This window comes from Acidovorax delafieldii 2AN (genome assembly GCF_000175235.1).
Lineage (GTDB): Bacteria > Pseudomonadota > Gammaproteobacteria > Burkholderiales > Burkholderiaceae_C > Acidovorax > Acidovorax delafieldii_B.
The window spans coordinates 1-3,888 of the sequence record NZ_ACQT01000297.1; the positions used below are offsets into that span (position 1 = coordinate 1).

At 69.5% G+C, this 3,888-nt stretch carries 4 protein-coding genes; 1 reads left to right on the forward strand and 3 read right to left on the reverse strand.

Annotated features, from left to right (window positions below):
* The 3 genes from ACDELDRAFT_RS19945 to ACDELDRAFT_RS19955 all read right to left on the reverse strand — a co-directional run.
* A partial coding sequence (locus ACDELDRAFT_RS19945; RefSeq protein ID WP_040330043.1) for an FUSC family membrane protein occupies positions 1–853 on the reverse strand: 853 nt, incomplete at its 3' end.
* A gap of 31 nt (positions 854–884) precedes the next feature.
* Complete coding sequence (gene gshA / locus ACDELDRAFT_RS19950; protein ID WP_005799860.1) at positions 885–2,408, reverse strand: glutamate--cysteine ligase; 1,524 nt, start codon at positions 2,406–2,408, stop codon at positions 885–887.
* A 69-nt stretch (positions 2,409–2,477) separates the two neighbouring features.
* Positions 2,478–3,386: an SDR family NAD(P)-dependent oxidoreductase gene (locus tag ACDELDRAFT_RS19955; protein WP_005799861.1), complete on the reverse strand. Its 909-nt coding sequence runs from the start codon at positions 3,384–3,386 to the stop codon at positions 2,478–2,480.
* A gap of 142 nt (positions 3,387–3,528) precedes the next feature.
* Here ACDELDRAFT_RS19955 and ACDELDRAFT_RS19960 point away from each other — a divergent pair.
* Positions 3,529–3,888: NUDIX domain-containing protein (locus ACDELDRAFT_RS19960; protein ID WP_005799862.1), on the forward strand; the 360-nt coding region annotated here is incomplete at its 3' end.

A 3,888-nucleotide genomic window follows, 5' to 3' on the forward strand; every position in this document is an offset into this window, starting at 1 on the left:
CCTCCTGCTGCCCCGCCAGCGCGGGTGCCTGGCCGGGCTGGGCACGCAGGCTGTCCAGGTCGAGCTCGCAGGCCAGCAGGTGGTCGCGCATCTCCAGCACCTGGATCAGCATGCCCGCCAGCCGCTGGCGGCGCGGGGTGCTGGGGGATTCGAGCACGATGTCGCGCGCCGCCTGCAGCTGGTCGGCGAGCGCCGCGTGGCGGCGCAGCAGCAGGCCCGTGAGGGGTCTGGGCACACTGTCAGGCCGCGATGGGGTGAACTGGCGCGCCTGCAGGCGCATGAGCGCCGCCAGCGACAGCAGCACATCGGCCAGCAACTGCACACGGTAGCGCGCGTTGAGCAGCAGGTTGGCCAGCACCGAGTACGGCAAGTACAACAGCGCGCCCAGCCCGAAATACAGCGAGGTCGCCAGCGCCGCATCCATGGCGCTGCGCCCGGCGGGCGCCGGCACGGCCATGGAAAACACCAGCGCGAACATCACCGAGATCGCAATGGGCGCGCCCCGCTTTCCCCACGCCATGCCCAGAAAAGCGAGGAAGGTGGCCGGCACCAGCAGCAGCCCCAGCCCCAGCGGCGAGCCATGCAAGAGCTGCACCCCGAAGAACAGTGGCAACCCCAGCAACGGCGCCGGCAGCACCAGCCAGAGCTTGCCACGGCGGGGCGCCGCATAGTCGGGAGGAATCGACACGATCGCGCCCACGGCCGCGGCCGACGCGGCAAAGGCCCCCAGCCACAGGTGCACGCCCGCCGAAATCAGCAACAGGCCCAGAGCAGCGGACACACCGCTGAGAACGTAATGGCCCAGGGCCGCGCGCAGGGCGCTTCGGGATCGGGGGGTGGACGGGTGCGACATGCCCTGGGAAGGCGGCAGGCGGGACAGCGGATCAGCCCAGTCCCTGCGCCGCCATGTAGTGCTGGCGCCATTCTTCGAACGGCTGCACATCGGCCGCCTCGATGGCCTTCTGGGCGGCGACCGATTCTTCGGCCAGCGCCGCAAACCGCGCCTGCTGGGCATCGCTCCAGGGCAGGGCCAGCAAGGCTTCGCGTGCCAGCGCCGACTGGCGGGCGCTGAAGCCGGTGAAGCTGTTGCCGTGCAGGCGCGCCATGTGATCGAGCACGCGTGCCGACGGCGTCTGTGCCGGCTGGGCCAGCGTGGCACGGGCACCGGCCAGCGCGGCGCTGTAGTCGCTGCTGCGGTGCGTGGTGTCGAGCGCAGCGGCCAGCGGAACGCATTCTTCGAGCAGCTGTGCGGCCCATTCCACCAGTGGCACGTTGCGCCCGTTGCGCAGCAGGCACAGGCCCGGCTCGCGGCCACGGGCGGCCGTGAGGTGCTGGTTGTGCTTGAGATCGGTGATCTCCTGCGGGGTGTCGGGCGGGCTGTCGGACAGCAGGCAGTGCAGCAGGAAAACGTCCAGCAGCCGCATGGTTTCGGCAGTGATGCCCACGGGCACGAACGGGTCGAGGTCCATCAGGCGCACCTCCACGTACTCGACGCCGCGCTCGCGCAGCGCATGCAGTGGACGCTCGCCCGTACGGATCACGCGCTTGGGGCGGATGGTGCCGTAGAACTCGTTTTCGATCTGCAGCAGGCTGGTGCCCAGCTGGTTGTAGTCGCCGCCGGGGTTGCGGATGCCCACGGCTTCATAGGCCGGGTACGGCCGGGTGAGCGCCTCATGCAGCGAGTTGGCATAGCCCGTAAGGCCGTTGTAGCTCACGGCCAGCGTGGCCTGCGCATCGCTCTGGTAGCCCAGGCGGCCCATGCGCAGCGAGGTGGCATGGGGCAGGTAGAGCGCCTGCTCGCCCAGGCGCTGCAATGCGTGCGGGCGCCCCTGCGCAAAGCACGGGCACAGCGCGGGCGAGGCGCCAAACAGGTACAGCAGCACGAAGGCATGGCGGCGGAAATTGCGGATGAGCGCGAAATACTGCTCGCTGGTCACGCCGGGCATCGACCAGTTGTAATGGATGCCGCAGATGGTCTGCATGCGCCGGCCGTAGCGGTGGCCCAGCCCCATGCGGTAGACGCTCTTGGCGCGACCGACGTTCGAGCTGCCGTAGCGCGCCAGCGGAATGGTTTCGTCGGTGGGCAGGCGGCAGGGCATGCTCGACACCCACAGCATCTCGTCGCCCTGGTCGCGCATGGCACGCAGCGCGAACTGGTGGATCTCGGTGAGTTCATCGAGGCATTGCTGCACGCCCAGGTGGGCGCCGGTGACCAGCTCGATCTGCGACTCGCTGTAGTCGGTGGTGATGTTCGGATGCGTGAGCGCCGAGCCCAGGGCCGCCGGGTGCGGCGTGAGGGCCAGATCGCCCGAGGGCAGCACGCGCAGACCCTCTTTCTCGATGCCCCGGCGTATGCCGGCCAGGGCCTCGGGGGGGCAGGCGGCGATGTGTTGCTGCAATGTGCTCATGTCTTGTTACCGATCGTCTGGGTCGGCCCGGAACTTAGCACGGAGCAGCGCTTCCCGCCTGCTGGCGGGTCAAACCCTTGCGGCCATGGCCTTGCCCACCTCGTTGGTGCCCTGGGCTGCACCGCTTTGTGGTATCTGCTCACCGCTGCGGTCGGTCACCTCGGCCAGGCGCGCGGCCAGTTGCTCGGGCACATCGGCGCCCAGGCCCAGGTGGATGCCCTGCGTGAGGGTGATGTGCGCTGCCTCGAAGGTGCCGGCGCCCGCGCACAAAATGGTGCGCGTGGGCGCGCTTTCGTGCGCCAGCACCAGCATGGCAGGCACCACGGCCTCGGGCTTGAGCACGGCCAGCACTTCTTCGGGCATCAGGCCTTCGGTCATGCGCGTGGCGGCCGTGGGCGCCAGCGCGTTGACGTGGATGTGGTGCTTGGCGCCCTCGATGGCCAGCGTCTGCATCAGGCCCACCTGCGCCAGCTTGGCCGCGCCATAGTTGGCCTGGCCGAAGTTGCCGTACAGGCCGGTGGACGAGGTCGTCATGACGATGCGGCCGTATTCCTGGGCCACCATGTGCGGCCACACGGCCTTGCAGCAGTTGGCGGCGCCCATGAGGTGCACGTCCACCACGAAGCGGAAGTCCGCCATGTCCATCTTGGCAAAGCTCTTGTCGCGCAGGATGCCGGCGTTGTTGACCAGGATGTCCACCCGGCCCCAGGCATCGACGGCTTGCTGCACCATGGCCTCCACCGCCGCCAGGTCGGTGACCGACGCACCGTTGGCCAGCGCCTCGCCACCGGCCGCGCGGATCTCGTCGACCACCGCCTGGGCCGCACTGGTCGAGCCGCCTTCGCCGTGCACGCCGCTGCCCAGGTCATTGACCAGCACCTTCGCGCCGCGCGCCGCCAGTGCCAGCGCATGCTGGCGGCCCAGGCCGCCGCCGGCACCGGTCACGATGGCCACGCGGCCGTTGAAATTGATCGCCATGCTTGTGTTCTCCTGTCGTCTGGGGGATAAGGTAAGCGCGCCCGATCTGCTAGGGTGGTGGCGCGCCATCGCCATGCACTGTAAGGCACTCCACGCCCCGACGCAGTAGCGGGCGCGACTGCCCGAAGCCCTGAAAGGTCCCATGCAACCCGTCGTCCCCCCCACTGCCGAAACCCCGCGCCATGCCGCCACCGTGGTGCTGCTGCGCGACACCGCCACCGGCCCCGAAGTGCTGCTGCTGCGCCGCCACGCGCAGGCATCCAACATGGCGGGGGTGTATGTGTTTCCCGGGGGCAAGCTCGATGCCGAGGACTCCACCCTCGATGCAGCCACGCACCTCGACCAGCCGCACACCACCTTGCACGCCAGTCTGAACGAACCCGGCACCGATGGCCCCACCGCCGCCGGCCTGTATGTGGCCGCCTTGCGCGAGGCACTGGAAGAATGCGGCCTGCTGCTGGCCGAGCCGCTGGACGCTGGCGCCACGCTCGATGCCGGCCAT

Coding starts and splice junctions, on each gene's coding strand:
- ACDELDRAFT_RS19955 (WP_005799861.1), bottom strand. CDS start 3,386: ATGGCGATCAATTTCAACGGCCGCGTGGCCATCGTGACCGGTGCCGGC.
- gshA (WP_005799860.1), bottom strand. CDS start 2,408: ATGAGCACATTGCAGCAACACATCGCCGCCTGCCCCCCCGAGGCCCTG.